The organism is Streptomyces sp. BR1, assembly GCF_052373795.1.
Lineage (GTDB): Bacteria > Actinomycetota > Actinomycetes > Streptomycetales > Streptomycetaceae > Streptomyces.
The window spans coordinates 6,738,765-6,758,884 of sequence record NZ_CM126252.1 but is presented as its reverse complement, the minus strand read 5'-3'; the positions used below and the strand labels follow the sequence as shown (position 1 = coordinate 6,758,884).

11 protein-coding genes are annotated in these 20,120 nt (G+C 72.5%); 8 read left to right on the top strand and 3 right to left on the bottom strand.

Features of this window, described 5'->3' with window-relative positions:
• The first annotated feature begins 76 nt into the window (after positions 1-76).
• From ACT1U9_RS29730 to ccrA, 3 genes are read left to right on the top strand one after another with little or no spacing between them, the layout of a single operon-like run.
• A complete protein-coding gene (locus ACT1U9_RS29730; protein ID WP_444535704.1) occupies positions 77-8,800 on the top strand; it encodes an amino acid adenylation domain-containing protein in 8,724 nt (2,907 codons plus the stop codon).
• The gene (locus ACT1U9_RS29725; RefSeq protein WP_444535703.1) at positions 8,793-12,557 is read left to right on the top strand and encodes a type I polyketide synthase; all 3,765 of its coding nucleotides are present in this window, start codon (positions 8,793-8,795) and stop codon (positions 12,555-12,557) included. The genes ACT1U9_RS29730 and ACT1U9_RS29725 overlap by 8 nt, the downstream gene beginning before the upstream one ends.
• Positions 12,554-13,825, top strand: a complete 1,272-nt coding sequence (gene ccrA / locus ACT1U9_RS29720) for a crotonyl-CoA carboxylase/reductase (RefSeq protein ID WP_444535702.1) — start codon at positions 12,554-12,556, stop codon at positions 13,823-13,825. Before ACT1U9_RS29725 ends, ccrA begins: the two co-directional genes overlap by 4 nt.
• Here ccrA and ACT1U9_RS29715 read toward each other — a convergent pair.
• From ACT1U9_RS29715 to ACT1U9_RS29705, 3 genes are read right to left on the bottom strand one after another with little or no spacing between them, the layout of a single operon-like run.
• Complete coding sequence (locus tag ACT1U9_RS29715) at positions 13,809-14,543, bottom strand: 4'-phosphopantetheinyl transferase family protein (RefSeq protein ID WP_444535701.1); 735 nt, start codon at positions 14,541-14,543, stop codon at positions 13,809-13,811. The genes ccrA and ACT1U9_RS29715 overlap by 17 nt on opposite strands.
• Complete coding sequence (locus ACT1U9_RS29710; protein WP_444535700.1) at positions 14,536-16,005, bottom strand: class I adenylate-forming enzyme family protein; 1,470 nt, start codon at positions 16,003-16,005, stop codon at positions 14,536-14,538. The genes ACT1U9_RS29715 and ACT1U9_RS29710 overlap by 8 nt, the downstream gene beginning before the upstream one ends.
• Positions 16,005-16,256 carry an acyl carrier protein gene (locus ACT1U9_RS29705; protein WP_444535699.1) on the bottom strand — a complete coding sequence of 84 codons (252 nt, stop codon included), beginning with the start codon at positions 16,254-16,256 and terminating at the stop codon, positions 16,005-16,007. The genes ACT1U9_RS29710 and ACT1U9_RS29705 overlap by 1 nt, the downstream gene beginning before the upstream one ends.
• Before the next feature lie 189 nt (positions 16,257-16,445).
• Between ACT1U9_RS29705 and paaA the strand changes: the two genes are divergently transcribed.
• The 5 genes from paaA to ACT1U9_RS29680 are packed head-to-tail and all read left to right on the top strand — an operon-like array spanning position 16,446 to position 20,119.
• Positions 16,446-17,432 (top strand): 1,2-phenylacetyl-CoA epoxidase subunit PaaA, encoded by a 987-nt coding sequence (paaA, locus tag ACT1U9_RS29700; RefSeq protein ID WP_444535698.1) that lies wholly within the window; start codon positions 16,446-16,448, stop codon positions 17,430-17,432.
• Positions 17,429-17,731 (top strand): 1,2-phenylacetyl-CoA epoxidase subunit PaaB, encoded by a 303-nt coding sequence (gene paaB, locus ACT1U9_RS29695; protein WP_188277614.1) that lies wholly within the window; start codon positions 17,429-17,431, stop codon positions 17,729-17,731. The genes paaA and paaB overlap by 4 nt, the downstream gene beginning before the upstream one ends.
• Positions 17,721-18,497: a 1,2-phenylacetyl-CoA epoxidase subunit PaaC gene (paaC, locus tag ACT1U9_RS29690; RefSeq protein WP_444535697.1), complete on the top strand. Its 777-nt coding sequence runs from the start codon at positions 17,721-17,723 to the stop codon at positions 18,495-18,497. Before paaB ends, paaC begins: the two co-directional genes overlap by 11 nt.
• Positions 18,494-18,991 (top strand): 1,2-phenylacetyl-CoA epoxidase subunit PaaD, encoded by a 498-nt coding sequence (paaD, locus tag ACT1U9_RS29685; RefSeq protein WP_444535696.1) that lies wholly within the window; start codon positions 18,494-18,496, stop codon positions 18,989-18,991. The genes paaC and paaD overlap by 4 nt, the downstream gene beginning before the upstream one ends.
• A 9-nt stretch (positions 18,992-19,000) precedes the next feature.
• Positions 19,001-20,119: a 2Fe-2S iron-sulfur cluster-binding protein gene (locus tag ACT1U9_RS29680; RefSeq protein ID WP_444535695.1), complete on the top strand. Its 1,119-nt coding sequence runs from the start codon at positions 19,001-19,003 to the stop codon at positions 20,117-20,119.
• Position 20,120: the final 1 nt, after the last annotated feature.

Here is a 20,120-nt window from a genome sequence, read left to right as displayed (position 1 = left end):
ACGGCTTCCCGAGCGGCGGCCCACGGGAACTTCGCGTGTGCCGAGAATTTACCTACGCCTAATGAGGGTTGGTGCCATGTCTGTCCAGGAGGACACCAGTAGCCCGCTGTCCGGAGCCCAGCAGGGCCTCTGGTTCGCCCAGCGGCTCGACCCCGCGAACGCCGCCTACAACACCGCCGAGTACGTGGAGATCCACGGCTCCGTCGACACCGCGCTCTTCGAGAGCGCGCTGCGGCGCACCGTCGGCGAGGCGCAGACGTTCGCCCTGCGCTTCACCGACACCCCGGACGGGCCGCGTTGTGCGCCGGCGGCGGGCGACGACTGGCCTCTGCGGCTCGTGGACGTCAGCGGCGAGCCGGACCCCGCGGCCGCCGCTGAGGCATGGATTCGCGCCGACATGGCCACCCCGGCCGACCTCTCCGGGGGGCCGCTGTTCACCCACGCCCTGTTCACCGTGGCGCCCGACCGCTACTTCTGGTTCCTGCGGGCCCACCACATCCTGCTCGACGGCTACAGCTACAAGCTCGTGGCCCGGCGTCTGTCCGAGGTCTACGCGGCGCTCGCCGGCGGCCAGGATGTACCTCCGACCCCGTTCGCGCCGCTGAGCCGTCTCCTCGACGAGGAGACGGCGTATCGCGGTTCGGAGCGTTTCACGCGCGATCGCGCGTACTGGACCGGGCGGTTCGCCGACGCGCCCGGCGCGGTCGGCCTCACCGAGGGCAGCGCGCCGCCCGCGCCCGCCTTCCTGCGCCGCACCGTCCTGCTCTCAGCCGCCGACACCGAACGCCTCTCGGCCGCTGCCGCGCGGCTCGGCGCGGCCCGCAACGACCTTCTCGTCGCGGCCGTCGCCGCCTATCTGTACCGGGCCACCGGGCAGCGCGACATCGTGCTCGGCCTGCCCACCATGAGCCGCCTGGGCTCCTCGGCGCTGCGCACCCCCGGCACCGCGTCCAACATCCTGCCGCTGCGCCTCGCGGTCACCCCCGCCACGACGGCCGGTGAGCTGGTCCGATCCGTCGCGGCCGAGTTACGCGACGTCCGCCGCCACCAGCAGTACCGCGCCGAGGATCTGCGCCGCGACCTCAAACTCATCGGCGGCGACCGCCGGTTGTACGGTCCGGTCGTCAACCTCGTCCCGTTCGACGAGGAGCCGCCCTTCGGCGGCCACCGCACGACCTCGCACCATCTGTCCGGCGGCGCGGTCGAGGACCTCCAGATCAGCGTACGTCCGGGAGCGGGCGGCGAAGGACTGTGGCTCGCCTTCGACGCCAACCCGGCGCTCTACACCGAAGCCGACCTCGCCGACCACCAGCAGCGCCTGCTGCTCCTGCTCGACCAACTCATCGACGCAGACGCAGAGTTGGCGATCTCCCGCACCAGCCTCCTGCACCCCGACGAGCACCCCTCGTACGAAGCCGTCGAGAGCGCGCGCACCGCGCCCGACGCCGTGCTGTCCACCCGGTTCGAGGCCCAGGCGGCCCGCACCCCGGACGCGGTCGCCGTCACCCACCGGGACACCCACCTCACGTACGCGGAGCTCAACGCCCGCGCCAACCGGCTGGCCCGTCTCCTCGTCGAGCGCGGTGCGGGACCCGGGCACATCGTGGCCCTGGCGCTGCCGCGCTCCGCCGAACTCGTCGTCGGTCTGCTCGCGGTGCTCAAGTCCGGTGCGGCATACCTGCCGTTGGACCCCGCTTACCCGGCCGAGCGCATCCGCTCCGTCGCCGAGGACGCCGCGCCCAACCTCCTCGTGACCGACGCGCTCACGGCGCCCACGCTGCCGGACACCGGCGCGGCACCCGTCGTGCTCGGCGACGAGGCCGTCGAGCGCGAACTGGCCGCACGGCCGGCCACCGACCTGAGCAACGCCGACCGCCCGACGCCGCTCACTCCGCAGGACGCCGCGTACATCATCCACACCTCCGGCTCCACCGGACGCCCCAAGGGTGTGGTGATCCCGCACTCCAACGTCGTCCGGCTCTTCGAGACGTCCGCCGCCCACTTCGACTTCGGCGCCGACGACGTATGGACGCTCTTCCACTCGTACGCCTTCGACTTCTCCGTCTGGGAGATCTGGGGGCCGCTGCTGTACGGCGGCCGGCTCGTCGTCGTGCCGTACGAGACCAGCCGCTCGCCGCGCGACTTCCTGGAGCTGCTGCGCACGGAAGGTGTCACCGTCCTCAACCAGACGCCCTCGGCGTTCCAGCAACTCGCGCAGGAGGAAGCACACGACGACGGCCCGCTGGCTCTGCGCTACATCGTGTTCGGCGGTGAGGCGCTGGAGCCCGCGCACCTGCGGTCGTGGGTCGAGCGGTACGGCGACGCGTCGCCCGCGCTCATCAACATGTACGGCATCACCGAGACCACCGTGCACGTCACCCACCAGCGCATGACCCGCGAACTCATCGAGGACCCGGACGCGCGCAGCGTCATCGGGACCGCGCTGCCGGATCTTCGGGTGTACGTCCTGGACCACTGCCTTCAGCCGGTTCCGCCCGGCCGGGTGGGCGAGATGTATGTGGCGGGGCCGGGGCTCGCCCGGGGGTATCTGAACCGCCCCGAGCTCACCGCGGAGCGCTTCGTCGACGATCCCTTCGGCCCGGCCGGTGAGCGGATGTACCGCACCGGCGACCTGGCGCGGCGCTCGGCCGACGGCATCCTGGAGTACGCGGGCCGCTGCGACCAGCAGGTGAAGATCCGCGGATTCCGGATCGAGCCCGGTGAGATCGAAGCCGCGCTCCTCGCCCACCCCGCCGTCTCCCGCGCGGCCGTGGTGACCCGCCAGACGGAAGGCGCCGCCGACCGGATCCTCGTCGCCTACGCCGTCCCCGCGCCGGGCACCCGTCCGGAACCGGCCGAACTGCGGGCCCACTGCGCCACATCGCTGCCCGAGCACATGGTGCCCAGCGCGTGCGTCCTGCTCGACGCGCTGCCCCTGACGGCCAACGGCAAGCTCGACACCAAGGCCCTGCCCGACCCCGACTTCTCCGCCGCCGCGAGCGGGGGCGCACCGGCCACCGAGTCCCAGGCGCTGGTGTGCGGGCTCTACGAGGAGCTGCTGCGGCTTCCGCAGGGCTCCGTCGGTGTCGACGACAACTTCTTCGACCTCGGCGGGCACTCGCTGCTCGCGACCCGTCTGATGACCCGGCTGCGTACGGCCACCGGCGCCGAGATCTCCATGGCGACGTTCTTCGCGCTGCCCACTCCGGCCGCGATCGCCACCCACCTCGCACCGGGCCAGGGCCCCGCCCGGCCGCCCCTCGTACGCGCCGAGCGCCCCGACCCGGTGCCACTCTCCTTCACCCAGCAGAGCATGTGGTTCCTCAACCAGCTGGACGGGGCGGCCGCGACGTACAACATCCCGCTGGTCGTCCCGGTGGAGCGCGACCTCGATGTGGACGCGCTGCGGGCGGCGCTGGCCGATGTCGCCGACCGGCACGAGACCCTGCGCACCCTGCTGCCGGAGTCCGGCGGTGTGCCCCGGCAGGAGATACGCCCGGCGGGCGCCCTGCGGCCCGTGCTGCACGTCGTCGACTGCCCGGCCGAGGAGGTCGCGGCTCACGTCGACGCGGCGCGCCGCCACCGCTTCGACCTGACGCGGGACCAGCCGCTGTGGGCCGGTCTGTACGGGACCGGCGCCGCCCGGACGCTGGTGATCGTGCTGCACCACAGCGCGGCCGACGGCTGGTCGCTGCAACCGCTCGGCGACGACCTCTCCACGGCGTACGCGGCCCGTCTGTCGGGCCAGGCTCCGACGTGGGAGCAACTGCCGGTCCAGTACGCCGATTACGCACTGTGGCAGCGCGGTCTGTTCGAGGAGCAGGACGGGCTGATGGATCGTCAGTTCTCCTTCTGGAAGGAGGCGCTAACCGCGCTTCCGGTGGAGATCCCGCTGCCCGCCGACCGGCCGCGCCCCCAGACACCCGCCCGGCGCGGCGCCCACCACACCCTCGATGTCGCCCCCGGTCTGCACCACGCGCTCCTCGACCTCGGGGACGCCAGCGGCGCGAGCCTGTTCATGGTGCTGCAGAGCGCGCTCGCCGCCCTGCTCACCCGGTGGGGCGCGGGCACCGACATTCCGATCGGCACCCCGGTGGCCGGGCGGGCCGATGAGGCACTGGACGACCTCGTCGGGCTGATGGCCAACTCCCTCGTCCTGCGCACCGACACCTCGGGCGACCCTGAGTTCCGCGAACTGCTCGCCCGGGTGCGGTCGTTCGACCTGGCCGCCTACGACCACCAGGACCTGCCCTTCGACCGGCTGGTGGAGGAGCTCAACCCGGCCCGCACCCCGGCCCGGCACCCGCTCTTCCAGGTGATGCTCGCCCTGCAGAACAACACCGAGGCCGTGCTGCGGCTCGGTGACAACCGGGCGCCGCTGCGGCCCAGCGCCACCGGCACCGCCAAGTTCGACCTCTTCGTCGACGTGGTGGAGAACCGAAGTGCGGACGGCGACCCGGACGGGCTCGTCTGCCACATCGAGTACAGCGCCGACCTGTTCGACCGGGACACCGTCGAGCGCGCGGCCCGGGCACTGCACGACCTGCTCACCGCCGTGGCCGCAGACCCCGGTCTGCGGGTCGGCGAGCTGCCCGCCCCGGACACCGCGTCCCGGGTCCACAGCACGGCGGACACCGCATTCGACCCGGCGGACCTGGAGCGCGAACTCCTCGCCCAGAACGACATCCGCGACGCCGTGGCAATCCTCGGCCCCGACGGGCGGCCCACGGTATTCGCTGTCCCCACTCGGGCGGCGGCGACCGAGCAGGCGGCCCGCGCCCTGCGACGGACCACCGAGGCCCTTCGGGTCGCCGCCGTCGGCGATCTGCCCAGGAACCCGGACGGCACCCTCGACACCGCCGCCCTGGCACAGCTTCCCGTCATCGACGCCGAGGCCGCCGAGCAGTGGGAGCAGAGTCTCGCGCGGATTCCCGGAGTGCGCTCGGCGACCGTAAGCCTGGAGGAGGTCGCCGAGCCCGCCGGCCGGCTCTACATCGGCTCGTCGTCCTCACGTACGGACGCGCCCGCGCACAGTGGCGGCGACGCGAGCACCGACGCCGTCCCCGCGCTGAGCGAAGGGCCGCCGCTGCCCGAACCGACCGTCGCCGACTGGGCGCAGGCGCTGCGCCGGGCCGCCGAGGGCGGGCCGCACGCCGAGGTCGTCCATGTGCGCGCCGACGGCACGGAGACCCGGCGGACGTATGCCTCGCTCATCGAGGAGGCCTCGCGCGTCCTCGGCGGGCTGCGCGCGCTGGGGATGCGCCCCGGTGACCAGGTGATCCTCCAGTGCGAGGACACCGAGGACTTCCTGGCCACGCTGTGGGGGTGCATGCTCGGCGGCTTCGTGACCGTGCCGCTGACCGTCCCCGTCTCGTACGCGACCCCGTCCGCGCCGGTCACCAAGCTGGAGGGCGTGTGGCAGATGCTGCACCGCCCCTGGATCATCACCTCCGCGTCCGGCGAGGCGGGGCTGCGCGACCTCGCCGAGCGGCGGGAGTGGGACGGCCTGCGCCTGACCACCACGGACGCGCTGCGCGCCGGACCCGAGGACGGCGACTGGCACCCGGCACAGCCCGACGACGTGGTCCTGATGCTGCTCACCTCGGGCAGCACCGGTCTGCCCAAGGCCGTCCGGCTCACCCACCGCAACGTCCTGACCCGGGCCGCCGCGACCGCGTCCCTCAACTCCCTCACCGAGCACGACGTCTCGGTCAACTGGATCCCGCTGGACCATGTCACCGGTGTGGTGATGTTCCATCTGCGGGACGTGTATCTGGGCTGCCGGCAGGTGCACGCGCCGACCTCCTGGATCCTGGAGGACCCGCTGCGCTGGATGGAGCTGGTCCATCGGCACCGGGCCAGCGTCACCTGGGCGCCCAACTTCGCCTTCGGCCTGGTCAGCGAGCAGGCGCACCGGATGGCCGGGCGCACCTGGGACCTGTCCCCTGTCCGCCTGGTGATGAACGCGGGCGAGGTGGTCGTCGCCGCGACAGCCCGGCGGTTCCTGGAGGTGCTCAAGCCCTTCGGACTGCCGCAGGACGTCATGCACCCGTGCTGGGGGATGTCGGAGACCTCCTCGGTCGTCACCGACACCATCCTCGCGGCCGAGCCGCAGCCCGGCGAGGAGACGTTCGTCAGCTGCGGGCTGCCCTACCCCGGCTTCGCCATGCGGATCGTGGACGACCAGGAACGTATCGTCGCCGAGGGCGCGGCGGGACGGCTCCAGGTGCGCGGCACCACGGTGACCCACGGCTACCACGACAACGCGAAGGCGAACGCCGAGTCGTTCACGCCCGAGGGCTGGTTCGAGACGGGCGACCTGGCGTTCCTGCGCGCGGGCGAGCTGTACATCACCGGCCGTGCCAAGGACGTCATCATCGTCAACGGCGTCAACCACTACAGCCATGAGATCGAGTCCTGCGTCGAGGAACTGCCCTTCGTCGTACGGAGTTTCACCGCCGCCTGCGCGGTGCGCACCGACCCCTCGGCGGGCACCGACGAACTCGCGCTCTTCTTCCACCTCGAAGAGGGCACCGACGTCACCCAGGCCCTGCGTGCGATCCGCGGCAAGGTGACCCGTGAGATCGGCATCAGCCCCGCGCATCTCATGCCGGTCGCGGCGGCGACGATTCCCAAGACGGAGATCGGCAAGATCCAGCGGACGCAGCTGCGCAAGCGGTTCGAGGCGGGCGAGTTCGACCGGATCGCGCAGGAGTCGGAGATCCTGCTCGGCAGCACCGCGACCGTGCCGGACTGGTTCCTGCGCCCGGTGTGGCAGCGCGCCGAGCCCGTCCACCGCCCGGCCGCGCCCGGCGGGCACACCCTGGTCCTGGCCGGGCGTCACACCCGGGCGGCCGAGGTCGCCGACGCCGTCGCGGCCCGGCTGCGTACGGAGGGCGCGCGCTGCACGGTCGTCACGGCCGGTACGGAGTTCACCCGCACCGACGCGGCCCGCTACACCGTGCGTATCGACACGGCCGACGACTACGGCCGATTGCTGGACCAACTGACGGCGGACGACCGGCCCGTGGACACCGTTCTCCACCTGGGCGCGCTCAGCGCACCGTCCGGCGAGCCGGGCAGTGTCGTGGAGCTCCTGGACGCCCAGCGCGACGGAGCCGACTCCCTGCTCTGCCTCACCCAGGCTCTGACGCCTCGTCAGACCGGAAGGATCGCTCTGCACTTCGTCAGCGCCGCGAGCCAGGCGGTCAGCCCCGGCGAGCAGCCCTCGTACGCGCACGGCGCCGCAGGCGGCCTCCTCAAGAGCCTGCGGGAGGAACTGCCCTGGCTGCGCACGGTCCATGTGGACCTCGCGCCCGAAGGCACCCCCGACGAGGCCGCCGAGCAGCTGCTCGGCGAGCTGGCGGCGCCCGCCGCCGACGCCGAGGTGACGTTCCGCGACGGCCAGCGCTGGATCCGGCGCCTGGCCCCGCTGCCCGATCCGCTGCCGCGCAGCGAGGTGGACGTGGCCGACGGCTTCCACCTGGTCAGCGGTGGCCTCGGTGGAGTGGCCGGGCCGCTCGCCGAGCATCTGCTCAAGACGCCCGGCACCCGGCTGCTCCTCGTCGGGCGCACCCAACTGCCCGACGAGGACAGCTGGGACAAGCACGTCGCCGAGGGCGGGGCTCTTGCCCGCCGGATCGAGACGTACCGCCGACTGCGCGAGCTGGGTGAGGTGCGGTACGCGAGCGCCGACATCACCGACGCCGAGCAGGTGCGCGGCGTCATCGACAAGGCATCCGCCGAGTGGTCCGCACCGCTCGCCTCGGTGGTCCACCTCGCGGGCCGCTTCGAGCAGCGGGCCGTGGCCGACCTGGGCCTCGACGAGTGGCGTGCCGCGCTGGCCGCGAAGGTCACCGGCGGCTGGGTCCTGCACCGGCTCACGCAGGAGTACGGGGCCGCATCGTTCCTGTCGTTCTCCTCCGTCAACGGCTACTTCGGTGGCTCCATGAGCGCCTCCTACGCCGCCGCGAACGCGTTCCTCGACGCCCTGGCCACGCATCAGCGCGGCTCCGGCCTCGACGCGCGGAGCCTGGCCTGGAGCATGTGGGACGAGCTGGGCATGAGCGAGGGGTACGGGCTCAAGTCGCTCACGGAGGCGCGGGGTTACCGCGTCCTGGACACCGCGTCCGCACTGCGCTCCTTCGATCTGGCGCGCACCGTGGACGCGCCCCATGTGCTCATCGGCACCGACCGCGCCAAGCCGTGGGTGCGCGGCCACGTCCAGGCACCGGCCCGCCCGGCGCACCGGCTCGCCGGACGCGTGGTCCTCGACGACGGGGCCGACCTCGGTGCTCTGCACACCGCCGCCCATGCGTCGGCCGAAGCAGTCGGGGCGAGTGGCAACTGGGTGCTGCGGGCGGCCGGTTCATCGGCGGCCGACGCACCCTCCGGGGACGACTCCGCCGAGGGGACCCGCCGTCTGGAGAAGATCCTCAGCGCCATCTGGTGCCGGGTCCTGGAGCGCGACCAGGTGGGCGTCGAGGAGAACTTCTTCGACCTCGGCGGCCACTCGCTGCTCCTGGTGCGCGCCCAGGGCGCGGTCAACGAGGAACTGGGCTGCGACGTGAGCGTGGTGGACCTGTTCAGCCACCCGAGCGTGCGCGCCCTGGCCCGCCACCTCACGGAAACCGGTGCCGTCGCCGACCTCGCGGAGAGCACGCCCGCCGAGAGCGCCCCGGCATCCGGGCTGGACCGCGCCCGCCAGCGGGCCGAACGCCAGCGCGCCGCGCGGGCCTCCCGCCGCCCCGCCCCCAACACCGAGCACACCGAGCACGAAGGGCCCCGCAACGATGGCTGAGGCAGCACCCCCGCAGGACGGGTACGACACCGCCGTCGCGGTGGTCGCGATGGCGGCCCGCTTCCCGGGCGCGGACACGGTGGAGGAGTTCTGGGACAACCTCGCCGCCGGGCGGGAGTCGATCCGGCCCATCACCGACGAGGAGTTCCTGGCGGCGGGCGGCGACCCGGCCGCGCTCACCGACCCGGACGTGGTGCGGATGGCCTCGGTCATCGAGGGCATCGACCGCTTCGACTCCGCGTTCTTCGGCTACAGCCCGGCCGAGGCCGAAGTCGTCGACCCGCAGCAGCGGCTGCTCCTGGAGTGCGCGTACCACGCCCTGGAGCAGGCCGGATACGCGGGCGGACACGGCGACCTGCAGGTCGGGGTCTACGCGGGCGCGGGCGACAGCCGGTACTACCCGGCCCATGTCCACCCCCGCTTCGCCGGGCAGAGCGCGTCGGTCGCCCTGGTCCACGCGGCCACCAGCAACTCACTCGGCACCCTGGCCACCCGGATCTCGTACGAACTCGGTCTGACCGGGCCCAGTTTGTCGATCCAGACGGCCTGTTCGACCGCGCTCGTCGGGATCCACACCGCGTGCCAGGACCTGATCGACTACCGCTGCGACCTCGCGCTCGCCGGGGCCGTGTCCCTCAACCCGTCGGCGCTGCTCGGCTACCGGCATGTGCCCGACGGGCCGTTCTCGCCCGACGGACGCTGCCGGGCCTTCGCCGCCGACGCGGCGGGCACGTCCTCGGGCGACGGCGTCGGCATGGTCGTCCTCAAGCGTCTGGAGGACGCGATCGCCGACGGCGACCGTATCCGGGCCGTGATCCGCGGCTCCGCCATCAACAACGACGGCCGCCGCAAGGTCGGCTTCACCGCGCCCAGCACCGAGGGCCAGACCGAGGCGATCCTGGCGGCCCAGGTGGCGGCGGGTGTCGACGCGGACTCGATCGGATATGTGGAAGCCCACGGCACCGCCACCCGCATCGGCGATCCCATCGAAGTGGCCGCCCTGACAAAGGCGTTCCGCGAGAGCAGCGACCGCGAGGGGTACTGCGCCCTGGGGTCGGTGAAGTCCAACATCGGCCACCTCGGCGCCGCCGCCGGTATAGCGAGCTTCATCAAGGCCGTACTGGCCCTGGAGCACCGGCAGATCCCGCCCACGCTGCACTTCACCCGCCCCAACCCGCTGATCGACTTCGCCACGGGCCCGTTCCGGGTGCCCACTTCGCTGGAGGAGTGGGAGTCGGGGGCGGCGCCGCGCCGGGCCGCCATCAGCGCCTTCGGGGTGGGCGGCACCAACGCGCATGTGATCGTGGAGGAGGCCCCGCCCGTGCCCGCTGCTCAGCCGCAGCGGACGGAGGGATGGCACATCCTGCCGCTCTCCGCCCGCACACCCGGGGCGCTGCGCGGACAGGCCGAGAACCTGGGGCGGCACCTCACCCGCCACCCCGATCTGGACCTGGCCGACGTCGCCCACTCGCTGCGCACCGATCGCCCCGCGATGCCGCATCGCGCGGCCGTCGCCGCCCGCAGCACCGACCAGGCCGCGCAGATCCTGCTCCACCCGCTCCAGGCTCCGGCGAAAATACGCGGCGAGGACGCTCCGCCGGTGGCGTTCCTGCTGCCCGGCGGCGGCACCCAGTACATCGGGATGGGCGCCGACCTCTACCGCGAACTCCCGGTCTACCGGGACGCGGTCGACCGATGCGCCGAGATCCTGCTCCGGGCGACCGGACGCGATGTGCGCACGGCACTGTACGAGCACACCGAACCCGGCAGCGTCGACGCCTTCCTGGCGCTGGTCGTCACCGAATTCGCCCTGGCCACCGCGCTGATGGAGCAGGGCGTACGGCCCGCCGCGTTCATCGGCCACTCGCTCGGCGAGTACACCGCGGCCTGTCTGGCGGGGGTGATGTCGCTGGAGGAGATGCTGCCGCTGGTCGCCGAGCGGATCCGGCTGATCGCGTCGGCCGGCGGCGCCACGGTCTCGGTCGCGCTCGGTGAGGAGGCCCTGGGCGGCCACCTCACCGACGAGCTGTCGCTCGCGGCCGTCAACGGCCCGGCGGCATGCACCGTCGGCGGCCGCGAGGACGCGGTCGCGGCCCTGGAGGCGCGGCTGCTCGCCGACTCGGTACCGTTCCGGCGGCTGCGGATGCCGGCGGCCGCGCACTCCCACGTCCTGGACCCGATCCTCGGTGCCTTCGGGGACGCCCTGCGCACGGTGACCCTGCGGCCGCCGCGCATCCCGTACGTCACCAATGTGACGGGCACCTGGATCACCGATGAGCAGGCGACGAGTGTGGCGCACTGGCTCGACCACACCCGGCACACCGTCCGCTTCACCGACGGCATCGCCTCCCTGTGGGAACGCGGCAACCCCGTCCTCGTCGAGATCGGCCCCGGCGACGGCCTCGCCAAACTCGCCGGGGCCCGCCTCGGGGACGTCACCACGGTCCCCACCATGCGGCACGCCAAGGCCGAGACCCCCGACGGGCAGGTGTTCGCGGAGGCCCTGGGACGGTTGTGGAGCGCGGGCGTGGCCGTCGACATCACCGGTGGGGACACCCAGCCGCGCCGGGTGCCGCTGCCGGGGTACGCCTTCGACCGCCGTCGGCACTGGATCGACGCGCCGGGCGCCAAGCCGCTCGCCGAGGCCGAGGCGGAACAGAGCGAGGAACAGCCGAGCCGCGCACCCCGCCCGTATCTCACGACCGAGTACACCGAACCCCGCAACGCTCTGGAGCGGACGGTCGCCGGGTACTGGGAGGAGGCGCTCGGCATCGACGGCATCGGCGTCCACGACAACTACTTCGATCTGGGCGGCGATTCGATGCGGGCCGTGCTGCTCGCGGGCCGGATGCGCGGGGACAAGGTCGTGGACGTCCCGGCCGCCGCGTTCTTGTCGGCGCCTACGATTGCCGGGCTGGTCACCCTCGCCGGACGCGGCGGTGTGAGCGGTCAGGAAGCGTTCGCCCCGCTGCTCCCGCTGCGCGCCGACGGCGATCAGCGCCCGCTGTTCTGCGTCCAGCCCGGCGCGGGCATCGCCTGGCGCTACTCCGGACTGCTCCCCCATCTCGGCGCCCGGCAGCCGGTGTACGGCATCCAGGCGCACGGCCTGGACGGCACCCTGCCCCTGGCCGCCGACGCCAAGGAAATGGTCGGCTTCTACCTGGCGCATCTGCGCGAAGTGCAGCCCGAGGGCCCGTATCGCCTGCTCGGCTGGTCCTACGGCGGTTTCGTGGCCCACGCGATGGCCGTGGCGCTGCAACGCCAGGGCGAGCAGGTCGAGTTGCTGGCCATGCTGGACTCGCCCCTGCCGCAGGACGGGCCCGCCGACCCGTCGGAGACGGAGCGCCAGGTGGCGTCCCTGCTCGTACGGGTCGTGGGTCTGGAGATGCCCGAGGGCGGCGCGACCGACGTCGACGAGGTGATCCGGCTGATCGGCGAGAGCTCCGGACCGTCGCCGATCACCCGGGACGAGGCGGTGACGATCGCCCGGGTGATGCGCAACAACCTCACCATCGCCCATCAGTTCAGCCCCGAGACGTTCCACGGCGACGTGCTGTTCTTCAGCGCCACCGATGACGGCGGCGACCCGGACGACGTGGCGCTCGCCCTGCGCAAGGCCGACGCCTGGCGCCCGTATGTCGACGGTGTCCTCACCGACCACGACGTGCCCTGCACGCACTACGAGATGACCGAGCCGGAGCCGACGGCACGTATCGCCGCTGTCCTGGCGGCCGCGCTGCGGCCGTCCACCGGATGAGCCCCGTACACCCCACTCCCCGACCCCGCACCGTCAGGAGCCTCCTTGTGACCCAGGACCTCTATGAACTCGGCGACGCGCCCCCGCTGGGCGAGGCGCCCAAGCGCATGTACGCCTCGCTCATCCGGCCCGAGCGCTACGGCCCGCCGATCGACGCCTTCCGCACCGAGGTCGTGGACGTGCCCCCGGTGGGACCGGGCCAGGTCCTCATCAAGGTGATGGCGGCGGGCGTCAACTACAACAACGTCTGGGCCTCGCTCGGCGACCCGGTCGACGTGATAGCCGCACGCCAGAAGCAGGGCGCCGTCGAGGACTTCCACATCGGCGGCTCCGACGCGTCGGGCATCGTCTGGGCGGTGGGCGAGGGCGTACGGCTCAAGCCCGGCGACGAGATCGTGCTGCTCGCCTCCACGTGGGACGAGGGCGCCGAGGACATCCGGCTCGGCGCCGACCCGTGCACCTCCACCTCGCAGCGGGTGTGGGGTTACGAGGAGAACTTCGGCTCGTTCGCCCAGTTCGCGGTCGTCGACGAGTACCAGTGCCACCCCAAGCCGAAGCGTCTCTCGTGGGCGGAGTCCGCCTGCTACATGGCGACCGCCGCCACCGCCTACCGCCAGCTCATGGGCTGGGAGCCGCACACCGTGCGCCCCGGTGACCCGGTCCTGATCTGGGGCGGGGCGGGTGGTCTGGGCTGTATGGCGATCCAGTTGGTACGGCAGTACGGCGGCATCCCCGTCGCCGTCGTCTCCAGCGACGAGCGCGGCGAGTACTGCGTGGGCCTGGGCGCCAAGGGGTATATCAACCGGCGCGAGTTCGACCACTGGGGCCGGCTGCCGCACACCTCGGACGACGAGGCCATGGCGAAGTGGCTCAAGGGTGCCCGCGCGTTCGGGCGCCGCTTCTGGGAGGTCCTCGGCGAGCGCCGGGCGCCCAGGATCGTCCTGGAGCACTCGGGCGCCGACACCATCCCCACCTCGATGTACATGTGCGACAACGCGGGCATGGTCGTCATCTGCGGCGGCACCACCGGCTACAACGGCGATGTGGACCTGCGGTTCCTGTGGATGCGCCAGAAGCGCCTCCAGGGCTCCCATGTCTCCAACGCGCGCGAGGCCCGTGAGGTGACCCGCCTCATCGACCAGGGTCTGATCGACCCGTGCCTGTCGCTCACGCTCGGCTTCGACGAGATCGGCAAGGCGCACCAGCTGATCCACGACAACGAGCACCCCGCCGGGAACATGGCCGTACTGGTCAACGCCAAGGCGTAGCAGACCAGTTGGGCCGTCGCACCACGGGGGTGACGGCCCAACTGAACACCCCGGGACCGGCCGGACGCACCTGTACGTCGACGACCTGCCCGGCCGTCCAGGCACGGAAGCCACCGGGCACCGGCCGTATCCCGATGGCGAGCAGGGTCGCGGGCGGCGACTCCGGGAGCAGTCCACCGAACGCCTTGAAGGCCGCCTCCTTGGCCGAGAACGCGGCGAGCAACCTACGCGCCGCCAGCGGGTCCGGAGTGCTGTCCGTCCAGGTCCGCTCGTCGGGACCGAGCACGATGTGCGCGGTGTTCAGGGGGAGTTCGCGCAGTTCGAGGTCGCATCCCACGGCATGGAAGCGCCCGGCGGGTGCGGCCAGGGCGACGGCGAGGCCGCCGGAGTGGCTGATCGAGCCGACGCGGCCGGCGGGGAACCTCGGCCGTCTGCCGTCCCGCAGGATCTCCGCCTCGGGCCGACCCGGCTCGGCCAGCGCCCGGCGGGCCGCGAGGCGTCCGGCGAGGAAGTCACGGCGGCGGACCGGCCCCATGGTGGCCGCGAGTTCCCGCTCCCCCGGCCCGGCCGGGCACGCCGAAGCGTCCTGCGCGTACGCCAGGCCGAGAGAAAGGCCCTGGTCGCGCAGGACGGGTTGCAACAGGAGCAGCGCCCGTTCCGCCGACGCCGAGCCGAAAGAGGTGTCCTCCGGCTCGGCGCCGAAGCGGCGGTCAGGCACGCAGCAGCTTCTTGATGATCTTCCCGGCCGGGTTGCGCGGCACCTGGTCGATGAACTCGATGCGCCGGGGACGCTTGTACGCGGCGAGATGCTGGGTCAGATACTTCTGCAACTCGACCGATCCGGTGCCCTCTTCGGCCACCACATACGCGAGTGGGACCTCGCCGAAGTCCTCGTCGGGGACACCGACGACGGCCGCGTCGCGCACCGCCGGGTGGGCCTGGAGGGCGCGCTCGATCTCCGAGGGGTAGACGTTCTGGCCGGCCCGGATGATCAGGTCCTTGCTGCGGTCGATCAGCCGGATGAGCCCGTCGCGGTCGATGAACCCGAGGTCGCCGGTGCGGATCCAGCCGTCGACGGTGATCTCGGCCGTGGCGGCGTCGTTGCCCCAGTAGCCGCGCATGAGGCCGGGGCCGCGTACGACGATCTCCCCGATGGCGCCCGGCTCGACCTCGTTGTCCTGCGGATCGAGAGCCCGCGCCGACATCCCGGGGATGACCCGTCCGGCCGGGATCACCTCGGGCACCGCGCCGGGCGCCGGGTGCTCGTCGGGGCCCAGGGTGACGAACGGCCCGCCGACCTCGGTCATTCCGTACACCTGCCGGAATCCGCAGCCGAGCCGTTCGACGGCCTCCTCGTAGATGTCGAGCGGCATGGGCGCGGCGCCGTACAGGATCTCGCGCAGGGTCGAAAGGTCGGTGTTCTCCGCCGACTTGGCCCGCAGCACGAAGCGCAGCATCTGCGGGACCAGCCAGATGTGCGTGGCGCGGTGCGTCTCGATCGCAGCCAGGGCCGTCTGCGGCTTGAACCCGGGCATCAGCACCACGGTCGCGCCCGCCGCCATGTACGTGAGGGAGACGACCATGCTGCCGTGGTAGAGAGGGCAGCAGTTGACCAGGACCATGTCGTCGGCGGGCCGCGCCACAGCCAGCCAGCCGAGCGCGATGGCCCGGAACGAGGCGTGGTCGACGGTGACGCCCTTGGCCTGGCCGGTGGTGGCCGAGGTGTGCAGGATCGCGGCGGGGGCGTCGTCCGGGATGTCCGCCAACTCCGGGCCGCCGTCGGCTCCCAGCTTCGCGAACTCCTCGTCGTCCAGCGGGATCCGGGTACGGACCGGAAGGTCGGGGTGGCGGGCGAGCAGGGCGCTCTCGCCGATCACCGCGACCGCGCCGGTGCGCTCCACGATGCCCGTCACCTCGGCGGGGGTCAGGCTGTGGTTGAGCGGCACGAACAGCGCCCCGATGCGGGCGAGGGCGAAGTAGGACTCCAGCACCTCGATCCGGTCGAGCGAGAGCACCGCGACCCGGTCCCCGCGCCGGATCCCCAGACCGGCGAGTCCCCGGGCGAGGCTGATGCCCCGATCATGGAACTCGGCCCAGGTGAGGGAGCGTTGCTCGTCCACCAGGGCGATCCGGTCCGGGAAGCACTGGCGGTTGCGCTCCGCCAGCTGGGCCAGCCACATCAGGCGGCGCCCGGCTGCTCGGTGGCGGCGGCGCGCTCGGCGAGGAAGCGCTCGTAGTCGGCGATGGTGGTCAGGCCCTCCATGTCCTCGGCGGTGACCTCGGCGCCGGTGCGCTGCTCGATGAGCAGGATGAGCCGCACCAGGTCGCCGGAGTCGATCCCGCTGGCGCTGAGGTCCTCGTCGTCACCGATGGCCTCGGCGAACTCGGGCGTTCCGGTCAGCTCGACCAGCATCGTCCTGATGGTGCTCATGGTGTTCCCCTTCTCGTTTCACTGACTACGGAAGAGAGAGGCGCGCCCCGCCGCGCACACTCCCCGGCCCCCGCGTGACCTTCGTCACGGCCGCACGGCATATGCGCAGGGATTGAACCCCCCAGGTCAGAACTCTTCATACGTAAAGGCGCTGCCACCACGGCGGTTCCGGGACGAAGGGGTGATGGGGTGGTCGACGGCGTGGAGCAGCTCAACGCGCACTTCGAGGCGCTGCTCGCGGCCGGGGAGCAGATCGAGCCGAGGGACTGGATGCCCGACGGCTACCGGCGGATGCTGGTCCGGCAGATCTCCCAGCACGCGCACTCCGAGATCATCGGTATGCAGCCCGAGGGCGCCTGGCTCACCCGGGCCCCCTCGCTGCACCGCAAGGCCAGCCTCCTCGCCAAGGTGCAGGACGAGGCCGGTCACGGGCTCTACCTCTACTCGGCGGCCGAAACGCTCGGAGTGGACCGCGCCGACCTCCTGGACGCCCTGCACAGCGGCCATCAGCGTTATGCCGCCACCTTCAACCACCCTGCCCTGACCTGGGCCGACACCGGCGCCATCGCGTGGCTGACGGACGGAGCGGCGGTGGTGAACCAGGCACCGCTGTGCCACACCTCGTACGGCCCGTACGCCCGGGCGATGCGCCGGGTCTGCCAGGAGGAGGCGTTCCACGTCCGCCAGGGCTACGACGTGCTGTGGTCGCTGTGCCAAGGCACCGACGGACAGCGGGAGATGGCGCAGGACGCCGTCAACCGGTGGTGGCTGCCGGCGGTGGCGCTGATGTTCGGCCCGCCCGACACAGTGGCGGGCGGCGCGGACGACCGTACGGCGGCGATGGGCGCGGCGGTGTCGCAGCGCTCGATGGCCTGGGGCATCAAGCGGCACACCAACGACGAGCTGCGCCAGCGGTTCGTCGACAACTGTGTGCCGCAGGCCGAGCGGCTGGGGGTGACCCTGCCCGACCCGGCGATCCGCTGGAACGAGGAGCGCGGGCACTACGACTTCAGCCCGATCGACTGGCAGATGTTCCGCGGCGCGCTCGGCGACGGCTCGCAGTGCAGCCGCCAGCGGCTGGCCCACCGGGTGGCCGCGCACGACGACGGTGCCTGGGTGCGTGCGGCGGTCGACGCGTACGCGGCGGGCTTGGACGACGAGAGGCACGTGTCATGAGCGAGCGGTCCGCGCGGGTGCAGACGCCGTGGGAGGTGTTCATCCGGCCGCGCCGGGGCCTGGCCCATCAGCATGTGGGCTCGGTCCACGGGGCGGACGCCGACATGGCGCTCGCCAACGCCCGTGATCTGTACACCCGTCGGGGCGAGACCGTCTCGGTGTGGGTGGTGCGCTCGGAGGCGGTGCACGCCGCGTCGCCGAGCGAGAAGGACCCGTTCTTCAGCAACGCCTCCCACAAGCCGTACCGATACCCCGAGCACTACATCCCGTTGAACGAGGAAAGCGGCCATGACGGCTAGCCCGACCGGAACTCCGGACCCCGACCTCGCCGCGTACGCGCTGCGGCTCGGCGACGACGCGCTGGTCCTCAGCCAGCGGCTGTGCGCCCTGGTGACCCGGGCGCCCACCATCGAGGAGGACCTGGCGCTCGCCAACATCGCCCTCGACCTGCTCGGCCACGCCCGCCTTCTGCTCACGTACAGCGGCGAGTCGGACGGCACAAACCGCAGCGACGACGAGCTCGCCTACCACCGCACCGAGCGCGAGTTCCGCAACACCCTGCTGATGGAGCTCCCGCCCGCCGATTTCGCGGTGACCATCGCCCGGCAGCTGGTGTACGCGCACTACAGCAGGCTGCTGTTCGGCGCGCTGGAGAAGTCCTCCGACGAGACACTGTCGGCCTTCGCCGCGCGGGCGGCCCGCGAGGGCGAGTACCACCAGATGCACGCCTCCCAGTGGACCGTACGCCTGGGCCGGGGCACCCAGGAGAGCCGCCGCCGGATGCAGGCGGCGCTGGAGCACATCTGGCCTTACGCGGCCGAGCTGTTCGAGCCCGACGACCTGGCGGAGCGGCTGGACGCCGAGGGCAGGGCCGTCGCCCCGGCGCGGCTTCGCGCGGAGTGGGAGCGGGAGGTCGCCGCCGTGATCGACGACGCGCGTCTGAGTGTTCCCACCGCTTCCTGGCAGGCGACCGGTGGCCGCTCGGGACTGCACACCGAGGCGTTCGGGCCGCTGATGGCCGAGTTCCGGTCCGTGCGGCTGCAGTACCCGGGAGGCACCTGGTGAGCGCCCCGGCCCGACTCCCCGCCGAGCAGGTGCGGGAGCGTGTGAACACCGTCCCGGACCCCGAACTGCCCATGGTGTCGCTGGCCGACCTCGGCGTGATCCGCGCGGTGGAGACGGCCGCCGACGGCGCCCTGGAAGTCGTCATCACCCCGACGTTCCTGGGCTGCCCGGCCATGCCCGCGATCGAGGCCGGGATCCGGGACGTGCTCGCCGAGAGCGGCCATCCCGACGGACGGGTGCGCCAAGTGCTCGCGCCCGCCTGGACCACCGACTGGATCAGCGACGAGGGCCGTCGCAAGCTCTCCGAGCACGGCATCGTGCCGCCCGGCCCCGCCAAAGCGCCGCTGTCGGTCCGGGTCGGCCTGGGTGTCGCCTGCCCCAACTGCGGCTCCGTGGCGACCCGTCCGCAGAGCCCGTTCGGGGCGACCCGCTGCCAAGCCGTCCTGGTCTGCACCGCGTGCCAGGAGACCTTCGCGCATCTGAAGGCGATGTGACGCACCATCATGACGACATCGACGACACCGGACGTAGACGCTGTGCTCGCTGCCCCGGCGCGGCGCGCGACCGGCTGGCACCGGCTGCCGGTCACCCGGGTGCAGCCGGTCGGCGACGAGTCCGTGGCGATCAGCCTCGCCGTCCCCGCCCGCCTCGCGGACGTCTTCGCGCACCGCGCCGGCCAGCACGTGGTCGTACGGCACCGGCCCGAGGGGCGGGAGCTGCGCCGCAGCTACTCGGTCTGTCTGCCGCCGCACGACCCGTCGGGTCTGCGCCTGGTGGTCAAGCGCCTGGGCGCCGACGGCTTCGCCGAGTACGCCACGACGGAGCTGGCCGCGGGCGACACCCTCGAACTCGGCCCGCCCACCGGTGACTTCCAGCTGGCACCGAAACCCGGTGCCCACCACATCCTGGTCGCCGGAGGCAGCGGCATCACCCCGCTGCTGAGCATGGCGGCGGCCGCGCTGCGCGACGACCCCGACTGCCGGGTCTCACTGATCTACGCCAACCGCTCGGCGCAGTCCGTACTGCTCGCGGACGAACTGACCGATCTCAAGGACGCATACGTCGAGCGGTTCTTCGTGCTGCACGTACTGTCCCGGGAGACGCGCGAGAGCGAGCTGCTCTCCGGCCGGATCGACGGCGCACGGCTGCCGAGGCTGCTCGCGCTGCTCGGCGCGGAGCCGGACGACAGCGCGCACTTCTATCTCTGCGGCCCGTGGGGCCTGGTGGAGACGGTGCGCGAAGCCCTCACCCGGTGGGGCGCCGACCCGGACCGGGTGCGCTTCGAGCTCTTCTCCACCGGCGGCGGGCTGCCCCCGGCCCCGCCTCCCGAGCCACTGGGCCGCACCGGCCTCATCTCCGCCCGGCTGGCAGGACGGACCACCGAGACCGTGATGCGGCCCGAGGACCGGGTGGTGCTCGACGCGGTGCTGCGGGCCCGCCCCGAGACGCCGTACTCCTGCCGCGACGGACTGTGCGGCAGCTGCCGGGCCAAGGTGACCCGGGGCAGTGCCGTGATGGACCGTCAATATGCCCTGGGCTCAGCCGAGTTGGCCGCCGGATACACCCTCCCCTGCCGGGCCCGGCCCGAGTCGGACGAGATCGCGCTCGACTTCGACGCGTGAC

Coding starts and splice junctions, on each gene's coding strand:
- ACT1U9_RS29730 (WP_444535704.1), top strand. CDS start 77: ATGTCTGTCCAGGAGGACACCAGTAGCCCGCTGTCCGGAGCCCAGCAG.
- ACT1U9_RS29725 (WP_444535703.1), top strand. CDS start 8,793: ATGGCTGAGGCAGCACCCCCGCAGGACGGGTACGACACCGCCGTCGCG.
- ccrA (WP_444535702.1), top strand. CDS start 12,554: ATGAGCCCCGTACACCCCACTCCCCGACCCCGCACCGTCAGGAGCCTC.
- ACT1U9_RS29710 (WP_444535700.1), bottom strand. CDS start 16,005: ATGTGGCTGGCCCAGCTGGCGGAGCGCAACCGCCAGTGCTTCCCGGAC.
- ACT1U9_RS29705 (WP_444535699.1), bottom strand. CDS start 16,256: ATGAGCACCATCAGGACGATGCTGGTCGAGCTGACCGGAACGCCCGAG.
- paaB (WP_188277614.1), top strand. CDS start 17,429: ATGAGCGAGCGGTCCGCGCGGGTGCAGACGCCGTGGGAGGTGTTCATC.
- paaC (WP_444535697.1), top strand. CDS start 17,721: ATGACGGCTAGCCCGACCGGAACTCCGGACCCCGACCTCGCCGCGTAC.
- ACT1U9_RS29680 (WP_444535695.1), top strand. CDS start 19,001: ATGACGACATCGACGACACCGGACGTAGACGCTGTGCTCGCTGCCCCG.